The sequence below is a fragment of the Sphingomonas faeni genome (assembly GCF_003053745.1).
GTDB lineage: Bacteria > Pseudomonadota > Alphaproteobacteria > Sphingomonadales > Sphingomonadaceae > Sphingomonas > Sphingomonas faeni.
Genome location: NZ_QAYE01000001.1, coordinates 687,637 through 704,166 on the forward strand (window position 1 = coordinate 687,637; position 16,530 = coordinate 704,166).

Sequence of the window (16,530 nt, forward strand, 5' to 3'; positions counted from 1 at the left end):
GCGCGGCTATGTCAGTCCCTCCCCTAACCCCTCCCGCAAGCGGGAGGGGAATCAAGGTCGAGGCAGGGGCTTCGCTGGCGGCTTTCATATGGTTTCGGACTGGTGGGCCGGCGAAGACGCTAGTGCGACCCGATACGGCGCACGATCTGGCCGCGTATTTGCGTGATCTCGATCCTTCGACTCCAGTCCTGCCCGTTGGCGTTGGCTCGAACTTAATCGTGCGGGACGGTGGCGTGCCGGGGGTCGTCGTGCGGCTGCCCAAGGCAATGGCGAAGGTTACGGTGCAGGATGGTCGCGTTCGTGCGGGTGCGGGGGCGATGGGGATCTCCGTTGCCAGTGCCGCGCGGGATGCTGGGATTGCCGGGCTTGAGTTTCTGCGTGGGATTCCGGGTACTGTCGGCGGAGCGGTCCGGATGAACGCGGGAGCTTATGGTCGCGATGTCAGCGATATTCTGGTCGAGGCTACCGTTGTTACGCGCGACGGTTCGGTCGAGACTTGGTCCGCTGAGAAGCTCGGGTTCACCTATCGTCATTCGGACCTGCCCGCGGGAGCCGTCGTGGTCGAAGCCGTATTCTCCGGTACGCCCGGCGAGCCAGCCGTGATCGGTGCGGAGATGGACCGGATCGCGGCCGAGCGCGAGGCTTCGCAGCCTCTTCGCTCGCGCACTGGCGGGTCGACGTTCAAGAATCCCGAGGGGCACAAGGCTTGGGCGTTGATCGACGCGGCCGGGTGTCGGGGGCTGACTCGCGGCGATGCGCAGGTCAGCGAGAAGCATTGTAATTTCCTGCTGAACCTCGGGTCCGCGTCGAGCGCGGAGATCGAGGCGCTGGGTGAAGAGGTACGGGACAGAGTGAAGGCGCATTCGGGGGTGACGTTGGAATGGGAAATCCAGCGGGTTGGTGAATATCTCCCCTCCCGCTTGCGGGAGGGGTCGGGGGAGGGCGGCCTGGATACCGGCATCTCGCATCAACCCCTCCCCCGACCCCTCCCGCAGGCGGGAGGGGAGCAGTGAGTGCATCTCTTCACATCGCGGTGCTCATGGGCGGCTGGTCGGCGGAGCGTGAGGTTTCGCTGATGTCGGGCAACGGCTGTGGGGATGCGCTGGAGTCGCTCGGGCACCGGGTCACGCGGATCGATATGGGGCGAGATGTCGCCGCTAAGCTCGCCGAGGCGAAGCCTGATCTCGTGTTCAATGCGTTGCATGGGACGCCTGGCGAGGACGGTTCGGTGCAGGGTCTGCTCGACCTGATGGGCCTGCGGTATACGCATTCCGGGCTTGCGACGTCGGTGATCGCGATCGACAAGGTGCTGACCAAGCTGCTGCTCGTTCCCGCGGGCGTGCCGATGCCAGGTGGGCGGATCGTCAAGTCGGCGGACTTGTTCGAGAGCGATCCGATGGCGCGGCCGTACGTGCTGAAGCCGGTCAACGAGGGTTCGTCGGTCGGGGTGGCGATCGTCATGGACAGCGGCAATTACGGCAATCCGATCGCGCGCGACAGCGTGGGCCCGTGGGGCGAGTTCGAGGAACTCCTTGCCGAGCCGTATATCCGCGGGCGTGAGCTGACGACCGCGGTACTCGGCGGCAAGGCGCTCGGCGTGACCGAGTTGAAGCCCAAGAGCGGCTGGTACGATTACGACGCGAAATACACCGACGGGATGACGGTCCACGTCTGCCCGGCGGAGATCCCCGACCAGATCACCGACGCGTGCAAGAGCCTTGCGCTCGAAGCGCACCGGCTGCTCGGCTGCAAGGGCGCGTCGCGGTCGGACTTCCGCTGGGATGACGAGCGTGGCGTCGATGGGCTGTTCCTGCTCGAGGTGAACACGCAGCCGGGGATGACTCCGCTGAGCCTCGTCCCCGAACAGGCGCGGCATATCGGCATGAGCTATGCCGAGTTGGTTCAGGCGATCGTCGATGAGGCGCTTCAGGACCATCCTTCCCCATGAGCCGTACGATCAAGCGCGGTCCGCCCCCCAAGCGGCCCGCCCCGCGACGTAAAGTCGCGGTCAAGAAGGTGTCGGTCATGGACCGGCTGGTCGGGATGCTCCCGGTCAGCGAGGATACGCTCCGGAAAATCGCGACGTGGTCAATCCTGGGCGCGGGCGGTGCGGTTGCCATCGCGGCGGCGACGTGGGTCGGCATCCCGGGAATGATCGGCGCGGCGGTGGCCGAGGGGGCGGGGCGCGCGGGCTTCAAGGTCGAGCAGATCGAGGTCACCGGCCTCAAGCGGATGGACCGCATGTCAGTCTATGCGGTCGCGCTGGAGGACAAGCAGAACCAGACGTCGATGCTGTCGGTCGACCTGGAGGCGGTGCGGCAGAAACTGCTGCGCTATGGCTGGATCGCGGACGCGCATGTGTCGCGGCGGCTGCCCAACACGATGCTGGTCGATATCGTCGAGCGCACCCCCGCCGCGGTGTGGCAGGACAATGGCCAACTCACGCTGATCGATTCGTCGGGTGTGCTGCTGGAGCCGGTCCAGCCTGACGCGATCCCGAACCTCCCGCTGGTGATCGGGCCGGGCGCGGATCGGCAGGAGGCGTCGTACCAGACGCTTCTCGCCGCCGCGCCCGCGCTGAAGCCGCGCGTGAAGGCGGCGACCTGGGTCGGCAATCGGCGCTGGGACCTCACGTTCGAGAGCGGCGAGACGTTGGCGCTGCCCGAAGACGGTGCGCCTCGTGCGCTGGTGAAGTTCGCCGAACTGGATGGGGCGAGGCCGCTGCTGGGGCGCGGCTGGATCCGGTTCGACATGCGCGATCCGACCAAGCTGGTCGCGCGCAAGCCGGGTGCGAGCCTGGCGCACAGCGTCGACGTGCCGGCACCTGCCAGCGCGGGGGCAAGCGCGCCGGCGGCAGGCGAAACTACGAATACTCCGTCGCAAACGGCGGGCGCGAACGTAACGGGCGGGGAGGGATGACATGGCGAAGGTGGCACCGGAAGGGCTGATCACGGCGCTCGATATCGGGTCGTCGAAGGTTTCGGCGATGATCGCGCAGAAGGGGGACGGCGGCGAGTTAATCGTGCTCGGCACCGGCCAGCGCGAGAGCCGGGGCGTCAAGCGCGGCTATATCGCCGACATGGCGACGACCGAGGCGGCGGTACGCGAAGCGGTCGAGCAGGCCGAGCGGATCGCGGGGATCAACATCGAGAATGTCTGGGTCGGGTTCTCGGCCGGCGGGCTCGTGTCCGACGTCGCCGAGGTCGAGTTCGAGCTTGGCGGCCACCGGGTCGAGCAACAGGATATCGATGCGTTGCTCGCCGCGGGGCGCAACTCGATCGATCCGCAGGGTCGCATGGTGCTGCACGCGCAACCCGCGCTCTATACGCTCGACGGGCTGACGGGGGTGAAGACGCCGCTCGGTCTGCATGCCGATCGGCTTGGCGTGCATATCCATGTCGTCGCCGCGGACGGATCGCCGGTGCGCAACCTCGATCTTTGCGTGCGGTCCGCGCATCTCGAAGTGAAGTCGATCATCGCCTCGCCGGTCGCCACCGGGCTCGCGTGCCTCAGCGACGAGGAGCGCGAGCTTGGCGTCGCGCTGGTCGAGATGGGGGCGGGGATCACCAACGTGTCGCTGTTCGCAGGGGGTATGCTGGTCGGGCTGACCTCGATCCCGATCGGCGCGCAGGACATTACCGACGACATCGCCAGTGCGTTCGGCACGCGGCGGCAGAATGCCGAGCGGATGAAATGCTTCCACGGCTCGGCCAACGCCAGCCCCCGCGACAATCACGACATGATCCCGGTCATGCCGATCTCCGCCGAGGACGGCGCGGGCGAGGGGGCTCAGATCACCAAGGCGCAGTTGATCGGCGTGATCCGCCAGCGGCTCGAGCATCAGATGGGTGAAGTGCGCAATGCGCTCACCAAGCTGAAGTTCGAGGGGCCGGTCGGGCGTCAGGTCGTGCTGACCGGCGGTGGTGCCGAGCTGAAGGGCATCGCCGACTATGCGCAACAGGCGCTCGGACGGTCGGTGCGGATCGGTCGACCGCGTGGCCTGACCGCGCTGCCGGAAGCGCATGGCGGACCGGCGTTCGCGACGCTAGCGGGGTTGGCCTTCTATGCGGCGACCAACCCGATCGACCTTCGCGGGCTCGCGCCGCAGCGGACGACGGTGCATCGGCCAAAGGGTATGGGCATGATGCGCAAGTTGATTAAGGCGGCACGCGCGAATTATTAAGAGTTTCGAGGGCGCTGGCGTTATTTCGGCTGGAACAGGCCGTGACGTTGGTGCACACAGATTAATCAGGGGCCCGGCCGTAGCGTATCTACCGGGTTGTGCGGAGAACGGCGATGAGCATCGAATTCCTTAGTCCCGAAGTGGACGATCTGGCCCCCCGCATCGCGGTGATCGGCGTCGGCGGCGCGGGCGGCAACGCGATCGCCAACATGATGCGGGCCGACGTCCAGGGCGTCGACTTCCTCGTGGCGAACACCGACGCGCAGGCGTTGAAGCAGTCGACCGCACCGCAGCGGATCCAGCTGGGGACCAAGATCACGCAAGGTCTCGGCGCCGGTTCGCGTCCCGAGATCGGCCGCGCGGCCGCCGAAGAGACGATCGACCAGCTCGCCAAGATGCTCGAAGGCGCGCACATGTGCTTCATCACCGCCGGCATGGGCGGTGGTACGGGCACGGGCGCGGCGCCGGTCATCGCCAAGGCGGCGCGCGACATGGGCATCCTTACGGTGGGCGTCGTGACCAAGCCGTTCGCGTTCGAGGGTAATCGTCGCGCCAAGTCGGCCGAGGGCGGCATCGACGAGCTGCAGAAGTATGTCGACACGCTGATCGTCATTCCGAACCAGAACCTGTTCCTCATCGCCAACGCGAACACGACCTTCAAGGAAGCGTTCACGATGGCGGACGAGGTGCTCCAGCAGGGCGTCCGCAGCATCACCGACCTGATGGTGATGCCGGGCCTCATCAACCTCGATTTCGCCGACGTCCGCTCGGTGATGCAGGAGATGGGCAAGGCGATGATGGGCACCGGCGAGGCCAGCGGCGACAACCGCGCGCTCGAGGCTGCACAGAAGGCGATCTCGAACCCGCTGCTCGAAGGCGTCAGCATGCGCGGCGCGAAGGGCGTCATCATCTCGATCACCGGTGGCGACGACATGCGCCTGCTCGAAGTCGACGAAGCCGCGAATCACATCCGCGACCTGGTCGATCCCGATGCGAACATCATCTGGGGTTCGGCGTTCAACCAGGAGCTGGAGGGCAAGATCCGCGTCTCGGTCGTCGCGACCGGGATCGACGCCGATGCGCGCCCGCCCGAGGTTGCACCCGAGCCGACCCGCTCGTTCAGCTTCGGATCGCGCAAGACCGACGAGAATACGTCGTTCCGTCCGAGCGAGCCTGCCGCTTCGTCGGCCGCGCCTGCTGCTTCGTCTGCTGACGAAGAGCCGCTCGACCTGAACGCGTCGTCGGAAGTCGAGCCGGTGGCGTCGAAGTCGGATGACGAGCTGGTGCTCGGTGCCGAGACGATGGTGCCGCAGGCCGCGCCTGCGCCGGTTGCTCCTGCACCGCAGCCGGCGCCCGCACCGCGCACGTATGGCGACGAGCCTTACGGTCGTGGTCCGATCGCGCGTCCCGCTTCGGCATCGTCGGTGCCGCCCGCTCGCGCACCGATCGCGCCGGCTGTTCCGGTGCCGACGCCGGCTGCGGACGAGGGTGGTGCACGTCGCCGCTGGCTCGCTCCGGGTGCCGAGGCTGCCCCCGAGGCGGTGCCGGCCGCACCGCGCGTGAAGCTCGGCGGTACGCTGTTCGAGCGCATGTCGAACGCGGCACGCGGTGCTGCGAAGGAAGACGGCGAAGCGGCCCCCCAGGACCCGCTCGACATCCCGCGCTTCCTGCATCGTCAGAACAACCAGTAAGTCGGGAACGTCTCGACTTATCAATATCTTGCACGATCCAGCCCTAACCTCCCCTCTCCCATCGGGAGAGGGGGATACGCCAGAGGCGGCGACGAGTGAGGGCATGTCGAGCAGGGCTTTCGCGCTTGCGTACGCAAAACCCTGCATTCGTCGCCGCCCCAGCCCAGTTCGCCGCGCGCATGCGTGCGAGACATTGCCGGTTCGGTCGGGCTGGCGTCTAGACAGATGATCCTCATGACCCGGTCCTCCCATCATCTCCTGACCGCCGCGCTGGCCCTCGTGCTTGCGGCCGTGCCAGCCGCCGCGTCCGCGCAAGCCGTCGTGCAGGCGATCCCCGGCACGACCGACGCCGACAAGCTCGGCGACGTGATGCGCCAGCTCGCGAGCAGCCCCCGCAACATCGACGCGCTGATCAAGGCCGGCGATCTTTCGATGGGCCTCGGCGATCTCAGCGGTGCCGCGGCATTGTTCGCGCGCGCGGAAAAGGTGAACCCGCGTGATGGTCGCGCCAAGGCGGGGATGGCGTCGATCCTCGTCCGGTCCGAGCGTCCGGGCGAAGCGCTCCGCTATTATGCGCAGGCGGAAGGTCTCGGCCTCGACCCGCGCAACTTCGCCGCCGACCGCGGCCTGGCCTACGACCTGATCGGCCAGCAGGATCGGGCGCAGCGCGACTACCGCGTGGCACTCCGCGATGCGCCCGACGACGAGACGACACGGCGCTATGCGTTGTCACTCGGCATCTCGGGCAAGCCCGAGCTCGCGGTCCAGCAGCTCAATCCGCTCCTGCTCAAGAGCGATCGCGGCGCATGGCGATCCCGCGCGTTCATCCTCGCGATGAACGGCGATGTCGCCGGCGCGGAGAAGATCGCCACCACGATGATGCCCGCAGGTACGGCGCAAGGCCTGCAACCCTTCTTTCAACGCCTGCCCAACCTTCCGGCAAGCGACCGCGCCTTTGCGGTACATTTCGGTGAAGTCCACGCGACGCCGGCACGCCTCGCGGATGCACGGATGGCACCACCCTTGGGCATTCTCGCCGCAGATCCGACCGCACCGGTAATGCTGGCAGCCGTAACGCCGCAACCCGCAGTCGCTGCGGCAACCGGCAAGAAGGACAAGCGCGATCGCCGCTCGAGCCGAGACCGTGTCCAGATGGCAGCAGTGACGCGACCGTCGTCAACACCAGTGCCCGTGACGACGTCGGCACCGGTCCCGCCGACCACCGCGCCACGTACGCTCACCACGGTTCCAGCTCGGACCCCGTACGCTGCCCCCGTCCAACTCGCAGCAGCGCCGATGCAGACGGTGCAGCCGCTCCCGGCGCGTACCGTTCAGCCTTCGCAACCAAGCTATTCAGCACCGAACGTTGTGGCTCAGGACATTCGCACCAATCCGGCTGCGGAAACGAACTCGGTAGTCTCGGCCAGTATCCAGCCTAGCCCATCGTCTGTCGCTCGTACCGTCCCGGCGCCATCGACGACGGGAACGCTTCCCCAGAACGTCACGACGCAGATGGCGGCAATTCCGGTGGGACAAGCGCGAACCGATCCGACCCGTGCGGCGAATGCGCCCGCAGCCTCGGCAGCCGCGGCGCCATCGGTTTTGGCCCTGCCGACGCCAATCCAGCAGGCACCCGCTCAGCCATCTTCGCCCGTCCAGACCGCCAGCAGCACGCCAACGCCCGGCTTCTCCACGTCGCCAACGTCCGTTTCCGTACCGCCACGCACCCACGCGGTGGCAGCGAGCGAGGACTCGATCCTCGCGCGGATCGTCGCGGGCCTGTCGATCCCCGCGTCCGAGCTCGACGTCGCGCCGATGCATCCCGCGCCAGTCGTGACCCCCGCGGCAATCCCCGTCCCGGATGATTCCGGGCGCGTGCTGGCCGAGGCGAAAGCCAAGACCGAGCGGGACGCAGCGGCCAAGGCGGTCGCGGCCAGGACACTGGCTGCGGACAAGCTCGCGGCCGACAAGAAGGCCGCGCTCGACAAGAAGGCCGCGGCGAAAAAGGCCATCGCCGACAAGAAGGCGCTCGCAGAGAAGAAGGCCGCCGCCGCCGAGAAGCTCGCCGCCGACAAGGCTGCGGCCGAGGAAAAGCGGATTGCGCGTGCTAATCCTGCGCGGACCTGGGTCCAGGTGTCCACCGGCGCGACCGAGGGCGACCTGCCCAAGGCGTGGAAGAAAGCGAAGGCCAAGGCACCGACCGTGTTCGGCGCTCGCGGGGGCTGGACCGCGCCGTGGAAGGCGACCAACCGCGTCCTCGCCGGCCCGTTCAAGACCGATTCGGAAGCCCGCACCTTCGTCAATCAGCTCGCCAAGGAAGGCGTCCCGACGTTCACCTTCACCAGCGATGCGGGCGAGATCATAACGAAGTTGCCGTCGAAGTGAGCTACCGCGCGCCCTGGGCATCGGACCCGGCGCGCAGCAAAGGACGGCTTCACGAGGAACAGAACGGGTCCGTCCGTGGCCCCCGCGATGCTTTCCAGCGCGACCGCGACCGGATCATCCACTCGATCAGCTTCCGTCGACTGCGCCACAAGACGCAGGTGTTCATGGCGCCCGATGGCGATCATTTTCGCGTCCGCCTGACGCACAGCCTCGAGGTCGCGCAGATCGGCCGAACGATCGCGCGGACGCTCGCGCTGAACGAGGACCTTACCGAGGCGCTCTGTCTAGCACACGACATCGGCCATCCGCCGTTCGGCCATGCCGGTGAGGACGCGCTGAAGGCGGCGCTGATGCCTTCGATCGAGGAAGGGGGGCAGGGCGGCTTCGATCACAACGGCCACACGCTGCGCACGCTGATGACGATCGAGCGGCCCTATCCGTTATGGAACGGGCTGAACCTGACCTGGGAAACGCTCGAAGGCCTCGCTAAACACAACGGCCCGGTGCGGCATCCGGGTTGGGCGCTGGCGACGGCGGATGCGGAATACCCACTCGCGCTCACCAGCTACTCCAGCCTCGAAGCGCAGGTCGCGGCGATCGCCGACGATATCGCCTACGACAATCACGACATCGACGATGGTCTTCGCGCAGGGCTGTTGACGCTCGACCAGATGCTGGCGGTGCCACTGGTCGCGCGCGGCTGGGACGACGTGCGGCGGCGCTTCCCCGATATCGAGCCGAAGCGCCTGGTCGGTGAGCTCGTCCGCACGCAGATCGGGACGATGGTCAACGACCTGATCGCCGAAACCCGTCAGCGGATCGCGGCGAGTGGCGTGACCAGCGTCGACGACGTTCGCGATGCGGGGCAGTGCCTGGTCGGCTTCTCGCCCGAGATGCGCGAGGCCGAGCGCGACCTGAAGCGCTTCATGTACGCCAATCTCTATCACCACCCGCGCCAACTCGCGGCGGCGGATGCGGCGCACGGGATCGTCTCCGGTCTGTTCGCGGTCTACCATGACGACCCGCTGACGATTCCCGAGGAATGGCGCGAGCGGCTGCCTTCGGAGGATCCCGACCGCAGCCGGCATATCGCGGACTTTATCGCGGGGATGACGGACCGATATGCCGTATCGCGCTACCGCGAACTGGTCGGCCCGATCGACTTGCCCGAGGGGTTCTGACTTCTGCTCCCCTCCTTGGAAAGGAGGGGCTGGGATTGGGTGGGCTAGCTCGTGCCGCGTCCGTTCCGTGCTACGGGAACCGACCCACCCCCAACCCCTCCCTTCCAGGGATGGGAGTAAAAGTTGCCGGCTCACTCAAACGCAAAACGGCGGCCGGACCGAAGTCCGACCGCCGTCACGCCGTCTTACAACGAAGTCAGCTCAACGCGTAACCGAAGCGATGCCGCCAGCCGCGCCATTGGCCTCGTTGGTCTTGAACGCGACCGGGACGCCGGCCGAGACACCCGATACGCGGTCGCCGCGAACGATCAGGTGGAACTTCTGGCCCGACGGATAGCGACGGCCGTCGATGACCTGGCGGCCATGGTCCTGCGTCGAGGTATAGACGTACGTGCTGCCCTCATGGACGAAGCTCTGCTTTGCGTCGGCGGCCATGCCGATCGTCGAGGTGAGGGCGGCCGCTGCTGCTGCGATGATCTTGAAAGTATTGCGCATGATCGTGTCTCCCGCGGTGGTGCGTCGAGCCGGATCAGGTCTTCACCCAACTCTCGAGTCACAGAAATATTGCGGTGCAGCATGAGTTGCAATTGCAAACCGATCCGTCGCGATTGCATCAACTGCAATGGTGAACGGCCCCTTACGTGCGACCAGCGCGGCGGGTGACATACTTCCACGACATTTGCCGCGTACACTCGCGCACGAAGGAGAAGTGTCGTGTCTGCTTCCAGTATCGCGCTCAATCGGTTCGGTCTCGGCGCAAGGCCGGGTGATACTATCGCCGGCGATCCGGCGAAGTGGGTGCTGACGCAGTGCGACCGGTTCGAGCCACGGCCACCGGTCATCGCGAGCGCGCCCGCGACGGCGGGCATTTCGACAGGTCTCGTCGCCTATTATGCGCAGGAAAAGGCGATCAGGGCGCAATTCGGTCCGCGCACGCCGAAAGCCGCGCTCGGCATGGACGGGAAACCCGCGGTCGTCGCTCCAACGATGTCCGGCGCGATGAGCCCCGCACCCATGTCGCCGGGCGTTTCACCCTCCGGCATGGCGCAGGCCCCCATGGGGCCGGGGGCGGTCGATCCAGTCGCGGCCGCACGACAGGAAGCGCGACAAGTCATCGGCAAGCAGAGCCGCAACGATTATGGCGCGGCGGTCGCGGCGCGGACGATGGCGGCGCTGACCGGCGACGCACCGTTCGTCGAGCGCCTCGTGCATTTCTGGGCGAATCATTTCGCGGTCTCGACAGAGAAGTTCGAGGTGATGGCGCTTGCCGGGCCGATGGAGTTCGAGGCGATCCGCCCGCATGTGCTCGGCACGTTCGCCGACATGCTGAACGCGGTCGAGCGACATCCGGCGATGCTGCTGTATCTGGACCAGGCGGTGTCGATCGGCCCGGACAGTCCGTTCGCCGTTCGGAAAACCAAACGCCGCACCGGCCTGAACGAAAATCTCGCGCGTGAGATCATGGAGTTGCACACGCTCGGCGTCCGCAGCGGCTACAGCCAGGCCGACGTCACCGAGTTCGCGCGCGCGATGACCGGCTGGACGGTCGCGGGTATCGGGCGCGGTCCCGGAGCACGCATCCAGGATGATTCGCGCGCGGGCAGCTTCCTGTTCCTCGACGACGTTCATCAGCCCGGCGATCGCACCGTGATGGGCAAGCTCTATCCCGCGGCGGGGGAGGCCCAGGCGCAGGCGGTGCTGTCCGATCTCGCCGTCCACCCCGCGACCGCGACGCACATCGCGACCAAGCTCGCGCGACATTTCGCGGGCGATACGCCGCCGCCGGCGATGGTCGCGCGGCTGAAGACGGCGTTCCTGAAATCGGGCGGTGACCTGCCGACGGTGTACCGCGCGCTGGTCGCGTCGCCCGAGGCATGGGTGGCGCAACCCGTGAAGTTCAAGTCGCCATGGGAATGGTATGTCTCGACCCAGCGCGCGCTCGGCACGACGACGGTTCAGCCCGGCGTTACGGTGGGGATGATGAACCAGCTCGGCCAGCCGATCTGGCAGCCGGGGCAGCCGATCGGCTACGATGACGTCGCCGCAGCCTGGGCCGGGCCCGACGCGATCCTGCGGCGCGTCGAGGCGGCGGAGCGGTTCGCAGCGCGCGCCGGGCCGGTCGATGCGCGGGCGTTGGCGCCGACCCTGTTCCCCGCCTCGCTCAGCCCCTCCACCGCGCAGGGCCTGTCGCGCGCGGAAAGCCCCGCGCAGGCGCTCGCCCTGTTGCTCGTCGCCCCCGAATCGCTGCGGAGATAGTCATGCTCGACCGTCGTTCCTTTCTCTCGACCGGTACGCTCGGCGTACTGGCCTCCGCGTTCGCGCCGCGTATCGCATTTGCGCGCGCCGCCACCGACAAAAGGTTCGTATTCATCATCCAGCGCGGCGCGGCCGATGGTCTCGGCACGATCGGCGCGGTCGGCGATCCGGCCTTTGCAGGCGTGCGCGGCGAGCTCGCGGCGGACTTTGCGTCGGGCGCCAAGCTTGACGGCATGTTCACGCTGCACCCGGCGATGACCGCGAGTGCAGGGCTCTACAAACAAGGCCAGGCGCTGTTCGCGCACGCGATCGCGTCGCCCTATCGCGACCGCTCGCATTTCGATGGCCAGAACGTGCTCGAAACGGGTGGGGTCAGCGCGTATCAGGTCCGCGACGGCTGGCTCAACCGGCTGCTCGGCGTGCTGCCGGCGGACGAGGCGCGCGCGATCGCGGTCGCGGCGACCGTGCCGATGGCGTTGCGGGGCCGGCGCGAGGTGGCATCCTATGCACCGTCGAGCCTGCCCGACGCGTCCGACGACCTGCTGCAACGCGTCGCAATGCTCTACGACGGCGACCAGCAACTGCACGGCCTGTGGAGCGAGGCGATGGCGACGCGGCAACTCACCAGCGATCTCGCGCAGGACGGCGGGCGCAATGCGGCTGCGACCGGCGCGCTCGCCGCGCGGTTGCTAAAGCCCGACACCGGCGCGCGGATCGCGATGATCGAGACCGGCGGCTGGGATACGCACACCGGCCAACGCGGTCGGCTGACCGCGCAGTTGAAAGGCCTCGACGCGATGGTCGCATCGCTACAGGCGGGGCTCGGGCCGTTATGGGCGGACACAATGGTGCTGATCGCGACCGAGTTCGGACGGACCGTCGCGGTCAACGGCACTGGCGGCACCGATCACGGCACCGGCACCTCTGCGATGCTGTTCGGCGGCGCCGTGAAGGGGGGCAGGGTGGTGTCCGACTGGCCCGGGCTCGCGCCTGCCGCTCTGTACGAGGCGCGCGACCTGAAACCGACGATGCAGCTAGACGCATTCATTGGCGGCGCCGTGTCGTCGCATTTCGGCGTCGAGCCGGCACGCGCGATGGCGGCCCTGTTTCCGGCGACCGCGAAGACGGCCGCGATCGAGGGGCTGGTGCGGGCTTGAGGTTCGTCTCCGTTTCCCAAGCTTATCGTCTCAATACACTTCTGTTCCCTCGCGAACGCGGGGGCCCAGGATCTCGGGCGGTGAATGTGGTTTAGCTTGGCCACCGCGTCCGCGAGGGAACGGGAATCTCTTCCGAATGTAACGGATGGACCCGGGCGGGCGCTAAGGAATATCCCTCAAAGGGATTAAAATTGAGCGCCGCGCCGCGATGGTCTAGAGCGCGCGTTTCCTTGACGTACCGGGACTGCCATGACGCTATACACCCGTTTCGCCGCGCATATCGATGCGGCGCTCGACACGCTGACCGCGGCGGGCACGCTGCCGGCTGGTCTCGATCGCAAGAACGTCACGGTCGAGCCGCCCCGCGACACCAGCCACGGCGATCTCGCGACCAACGCCGCGATGGTCCTCGCCAAGCCCGCCAAGACCAATCCGCGCGTCCTCGCCGATGCGCTGGTCGCCGAACTGTCGAAACTCCAGGACGTCGCCTCGGCGAGCGTCGCGGGACCCGGCTTCATCAACATGAAGCTAACCGACGACGCCTGGCGCGCCGAACTGGCCGCCATCCCCGAGGCGGGCGCCGACTACGGCCGATCGAAGCAGGGCGACGGGATCACGGTCAACATCGAATATGTCTCGGCCAACCCGACCGGCCCGATGCACATGGGGCATTGCCGCGGCGCGGTGGTCGGCGATGCGCTCGCCAGCCTGCTTGAATTTGCCGGGCACAAGGTGATCCGCGAATATTACGTCAACGATGCCGGCGGTCAGGTCGACGTGCTCGCGCGCTCGGTCCACCTTCGCTACCGCGAGGCGCTGGGCGAGACCGTCGAGATCCCCGAGGGCCTGTACCCCGGCGACTATCTCGTCCCCGTCGGCCAGTCGCTCGCGAAGGAGTTCGGCGACCGCTATGTCGGCGCGCCTGAGAGCGAATGGCTGGTCATCTTCCGCACGCAGGCGGTCGCCGCGATGATGGTGATGATCCGCGCCGATCTGGCTTTGCTCGGGATCGAGCACGAGGTGTTCGCGTCCGAGGCCGAACTCCAGGCTGCCAGGAAGCCGGAAGCGGCAGAGGCGGAACTGCGCTCGCGCGATCTCGTCTATGACGGCGTGCTCGAAGCACCGAAGGGCGAGACGCCCGACGATTGGGAGCCGGTCGAGCTGCCGCTGTTCCGCTCGTCGCAGTTCGGCGACGACCAGGATCGTCCGATCAAGAAGTCGAACGGGTCGTGGACCTATTTCGGCGCCGATCTCGCCTATCATTTCCAGAAGAGCCAGAGTGCCGATCAGCTGATCGACATCTGGGGCGCGGATCATGGCGGCACGGTCAAGCGGATCGTCGCGGCGGTGGCGGCGCTGACCGGCGGCAAGACGCGGTTCGACGTCAAGCTCGTCCAGATGGTCCGGCTGCTGCGCAACGGCGAGCCGGTCAAGATGTCGAAGCGCTCGGGCAATTTCGTCACGCTGGCGGATGTCGTGCGCGAAGTGGGCAAGGACGTCGTGCGCTTCACGATGCTGACGCGGCGGTCGGACGCACAGATGGATTTCGATTTCGCCAAGGTGGTCGAGGCGTCGAAGGATAATCCGGTTTTCTACGTCCAGTACGCGCATGCCCGCATCGCATCGCTGCATCGGCGCGCGGAAGAGGCGGGAATCACGCCTATTTCCGCCGATCTGTCCCGGCTTGATACGGACGAACTGGCGCTTGTACAGCTTGCAGCGCAGTTTCCGCGGCTCGTCGAGATCGCCTCGACCGCGCGCGAACCACACAGAATTGCGTTCTATCTCTACGACTTGGCGGCAGCGTTCCACGCGCTATGGAATGTCGGAAACGACCGGCCCGACCGTCGTTTCCTGGTGATCGAGGATCCACAGGCGACCGCGGCACGGCTTTTCCTGGCGTCTGCTATAGGGCAGATTATTCATAACGGCCTCGCCATCATGGGTGTCGAAGCGGTTTCGGAGATGAAGTGATGGCAGAAGATATGGATCTGCGCGAGGAAGACCGGCTCCCTTGGCTCGAAACCGTCGAGCCGGACGAGCAGGAAACCGTTGGCATCGGCCGCGTGATCGCGCTCGTCGTACTCGGCCTGGCCATCCTCGCGGCGATCATCTTCGGCATCTACAAGCTGCAACAGCGCGCGCCTACAGGCGACGGCCAGATGATCGCCGCGCAGGAGGGCGACTATAAGGTCAAGCCCGACGACGCCGGCGGCCTGAAGGTCAAGGGCGAGGGCGACTCGGCGATCGCGACCAGCGCGGGCAAATCGGGCAACGGCGCGATCGACCTGCGCGGCGTGCCGGAAGCACCGGTCGCGGGCAAGCGTGCGGTTGCGGCCAAGCCCGATGACGCCGCAGGTCGCAATGCGGTCGCGCAGGTTCCGGCCTCGGGTGGTCGACTGGTTGCTGCGGCACCCCTGGCGCCATCGAAGCCCAATGGTGCTAGCACGGCTACCGGTGGGTCGCTGGTCCAGCTTGGTGCTTATCCTAGCGAGGCTGTCGCCAACGCGGCGTGGGCGAACTTTTCGAAGCGGTTTGCGTATGTCGGCGCACTTGGCAAGTCGGTCCAGCCGGTCGCAGCCGGCGGCCGCACCCTGTATCGCCTGCGCGTGAACGCAGGCAGCGCGAATCAGGCAGCGGATATCTGCGGCCGGTTGCGCGTCGCCGGCGAGACGTGCTTCGTCGCAAGCTGATCGGGCGAAGCGGTGAGCGAAGGCGAGGCTCGCAGCAATCGCGCTAGCGGTTGCTCGCCTGCTTTGCGCCTCAATGATACTGCGGTTGCCAACGCGCCGGTCAGCTGCCTGCGAGCCTCGCGGCCTCGGACGGCGCGGGGTGTCAAACTCCGGCGATCAGCTCCCTCAAAGAAGGGGCGCTACCAGGAGTAAGGCCATACTTTTGGTCTGAGACGGGGGCCAGTTCATGGAGCCTGTCACGTCGACAGTTAGCTATCGCAGACTTACCGGGACGGCGGTGGCCGACACCGGGAGAGATAGCGATGATGGTGGTCGCACCGACTGCGGGTCGCAACTATGCACGTGATGGTAGTAATAGCGCCGGTAATTAGCACTTTTGGTGAAGTGACGGAACGCCCCGTACAACAAACACGGCGTCGAACGGTTCTTCGGCATCCGGTCTCATCGTACGGCCTGTGATACTATATTCGAGGACCGCTAACTATCGCGTCCCGAAAACTCGCGTGTCGCTCTTCACGAGCAGTCAACGCCGCAGGTTGCAGTCCAACCCGTAACGTTCGGCATCGCGAAACTCACGTCCCCACCAGATTCGTCAGGTACCCGCTTCATCAAACGCAAACCGCGCAAAAAGACCATTCTTCGCCGTCACGCGCGCAACGCATGGACTCAGATCGAACGGCGGTGCTTTCCGCCGTACTTGCGGCCGATGTAATCGCCAATCTGCGCGACTTCGGTAGCGGCTGCACGCGCGCCGTTCATCTGGCAGGGAAGCGGATCGCTCGCATGATCGCTCGCGCGGCGTTTTACCGTGTCGCACAGTTCCTCAATGTCCGCGCGCGACAGGATGTTCTTCTCGCGCAACAGACAAATCAGACTTTGCAGGATCACCAGGTTCTTGTCCTCGGGATCGGTTTGGAGGTCCGGGTATGTGGCCATTGGAGGTTTCCTCGATGGATATGCCGCGAGGATATGCTCAATCCTAAA

The 16,530-nt window shown here is 66.6% G+C and carries 13 protein-coding genes; 11 read left to right on the plus strand and 2 right to left on the minus strand.

The features are described 5' to 3' along the window. Positions 1-8: 8 nt before the first annotated feature. From murB to C8J25_RS03150, 7 genes are all read left to right on the plus strand, one after another. A complete protein-coding gene (murB, locus tag C8J25_RS03120) occupies positions 9-1,013 on the plus strand; it encodes a UDP-N-acetylmuramate dehydrogenase (protein ID WP_107952164.1) in 1,005 nt (334 codons plus the stop codon). Then, positions 1,010-1,948 (plus strand): D-alanine--D-alanine ligase, encoded by a 939-nt coding sequence (locus tag C8J25_RS03125; RefSeq protein WP_107952165.1) that lies wholly within the window; start codon positions 1,010-1,012, stop codon positions 1,946-1,948. Before murB ends, C8J25_RS03125 begins: the two co-directional genes overlap by 4 nt. After that, positions 1,945-2,919, plus strand: a complete 975-nt coding sequence (locus tag C8J25_RS03130; RefSeq protein ID WP_107952166.1) for a cell division protein FtsQ/DivIB — start codon at positions 1,945-1,947, stop codon at positions 2,917-2,919. Before C8J25_RS03125 ends, C8J25_RS03130 begins: the two co-directional genes overlap by 4 nt. Position 2,920: 1 nt before the next feature. Continuing rightward, positions 2,921-4,183 carry a cell division protein FtsA gene (gene ftsA, locus C8J25_RS03135; RefSeq protein ID WP_107952167.1) on the plus strand — a complete coding sequence of 421 codons (1,263 nt, stop codon included), beginning with the start codon at positions 2,921-2,923 and terminating at the stop codon, positions 4,181-4,183. 113 nt (positions 4,184-4,296) lie between these two features. Then, positions 4,297-5,874, plus strand: coding sequence for a cell division protein FtsZ (gene ftsZ / locus C8J25_RS03140; protein ID WP_107952168.1), 1,578 nt, complete (start codon positions 4,297-4,299; stop codon positions 5,872-5,874). A 234-nt stretch (positions 5,875-6,108) separates the two neighbouring features. Further along, entirely contained in the window at positions 6,109-8,259 is a 2,151-nt protein-coding gene (locus tag C8J25_RS21025; protein WP_244186703.1) for an SPOR domain-containing protein, read from the plus strand. Further along, positions 8,256-9,440 carry a deoxyguanosinetriphosphate triphosphohydrolase gene (locus C8J25_RS03150; RefSeq protein ID WP_244186704.1) on the plus strand — a complete coding sequence of 395 codons (1,185 nt, stop codon included), beginning with the start codon at positions 8,256-8,258 and terminating at the stop codon, positions 9,438-9,440. The genes C8J25_RS21025 and C8J25_RS03150 overlap by 4 nt, the downstream gene beginning before the upstream one ends. A 201-nt stretch (positions 9,441-9,641) precedes the next feature. Here the strand turns inward: C8J25_RS03150 and C8J25_RS03155 are convergent, their stop codons facing one another. Continuing rightward, positions 9,642-9,935: a hypothetical protein gene (locus tag C8J25_RS03155; protein WP_244186705.1), complete on the minus strand. Its 294-nt coding sequence runs from the start codon at positions 9,933-9,935 to the stop codon at positions 9,642-9,644. Between the two features lie 219 nt (positions 9,936-10,154). Between C8J25_RS03155 and C8J25_RS03160 the strand changes: the two genes are divergently transcribed. From C8J25_RS03160 to C8J25_RS03175, 4 genes are all read left to right on the plus strand, one after another. Beyond that, the gene (locus C8J25_RS03160; protein WP_107952170.1) at positions 10,155-11,696 is read left to right on the plus strand and encodes a DUF1800 domain-containing protein; all 1,542 of its coding nucleotides are present in this window, start codon (positions 10,155-10,157) and stop codon (positions 11,694-11,696) included. Positions 11,697-11,698: 2 nt separating this feature from the next. Then, on the plus strand, positions 11,699-12,853 hold the full coding sequence (locus C8J25_RS03165) for a DUF1501 domain-containing protein (RefSeq protein ID WP_107952171.1): 1,155 nt from the start codon (positions 11,699-11,701) through the stop codon (positions 12,851-12,853). 249 nt (positions 12,854-13,102) lie between these two features. Beyond that, on the plus strand, positions 13,103-14,827 hold the full coding sequence (argS, locus tag C8J25_RS03170) for an arginine--tRNA ligase (protein ID WP_107952172.1): 1,725 nt from the start codon (positions 13,103-13,105) through the stop codon (positions 14,825-14,827). After that, positions 14,827-15,546, plus strand: coding sequence for an SPOR domain-containing protein (locus tag C8J25_RS03175; protein ID WP_107952173.1), 720 nt, complete (start codon positions 14,827-14,829; stop codon positions 15,544-15,546). The genes argS and C8J25_RS03175 overlap by 1 nt, the downstream gene beginning before the upstream one ends. Positions 15,547-16,212: 666 nt before the next feature. Here C8J25_RS03175 and C8J25_RS03180 read toward each other — a convergent pair. Continuing rightward, the gene (locus tag C8J25_RS03180; RefSeq protein ID WP_056486616.1) at positions 16,213-16,482 is read right to left on the minus strand and encodes a hypothetical protein; all 270 of its coding nucleotides are present in this window, start codon (positions 16,480-16,482) and stop codon (positions 16,213-16,215) included. Between the last annotated feature and the right edge of the window lie 48 nt (positions 16,483-16,530).

Bases quoted from the DNA above. Each gene is read 5' to 3' on its own strand.
- murB (WP_107952164.1), top strand. From the start codon at position 9: ATGTCAGTCCCTCCCCTAACCCCTCCCGCAAGCGGGAGGGGAATCAAG.
- C8J25_RS03165 (WP_107952171.1), top strand. From the start codon at position 11,699: ATGCTCGACCGTCGTTCCTTTCTCTCGACCGGTACGCTCGGCGTACTG.
- C8J25_RS03130 (WP_107952166.1), top strand. From the start codon at position 1,945: ATGAGCCGTACGATCAAGCGCGGTCCGCCCCCCAAGCGGCCCGCCCCG.
- C8J25_RS21025 (WP_244186703.1), top strand. From the start codon at position 6,109: ATGACCCGGTCCTCCCATCATCTCCTGACCGCCGCGCTGGCCCTCGTG.
- ftsA (WP_107952167.1), top strand. From the start codon at position 2,921: ATGGCGAAGGTGGCACCGGAAGGGCTGATCACGGCGCTCGATATCGGG.
- ftsZ (WP_107952168.1), top strand. From the start codon at position 4,297: ATGAGCATCGAATTCCTTAGTCCCGAAGTGGACGATCTGGCCCCCCGC.
- C8J25_RS03175 (WP_107952173.1), top strand. From the start codon at position 14,827: ATGGCAGAAGATATGGATCTGCGCGAGGAAGACCGGCTCCCTTGGCTC.
- C8J25_RS03155 (WP_244186705.1), bottom strand. From the start codon at position 9,935: ATGCGCAATACTTTCAAGATCATCGCAGCAGCAGCGGCCGCCCTCACC.
- argS (WP_107952172.1), top strand. From the start codon at position 13,103: ATGACGCTATACACCCGTTTCGCCGCGCATATCGATGCGGCGCTCGAC.
- C8J25_RS03180 (WP_056486616.1), bottom strand. From the start codon at position 16,482: ATGGCCACATACCCGGACCTCCAAACCGATCCCGAGGACAAGAACCTG.